Source organism: Marinomonas lutimaris (assembly GCF_019426345.1).
GTDB classification, from domain to species: domain Bacteria; phylum Pseudomonadota; class Gammaproteobacteria; order Pseudomonadales; family Marinomonadaceae; genus Marinomonas; species Marinomonas lutimaris.
The window spans coordinates 1-315 of sequence record NZ_JAHLLW010000065.1; the positions used below are offsets into that span (position 1 = coordinate 1).

Consider the following 315-nt stretch of genomic DNA (forward strand, 5'->3'; position numbering starts at 1 on the left):
TCAGCATTCTCATTAACACTGCCCGTCGCACCGGAAGTCATAATCGGTGTGTTGTCGTTCAAGTCATTGACACTGACGGTCACCGCTTGCGTGGTACTCAAGCTACCAGAGTTGAGGTTCCCAGCACCGTTATCAGTTGCAATCACATTAAAGCTGTAGCTGGATTTGGTTTCATAATCCGCTAAGGCTTTTAACGTCACCACACCAGTCACCGCATTGATATCCAGCAATGCCGCATCGTCACCAGACAAGCTGTATTGCAAGGTGTTATTGGTGGCCGTACCGTCTGCATCGGTCGCGGTGGCTGTGTAAATA

1 protein-coding gene is annotated in these 315 nt (G+C 49.5%); it reads right to left on the reverse strand.

Annotated features, from left to right (window positions below):
* The coding region (locus KPL72_RS21130) for a cadherin repeat domain-containing protein (protein WP_219704365.1) at positions 1-315 on the reverse strand (315 nt) is incomplete at both ends.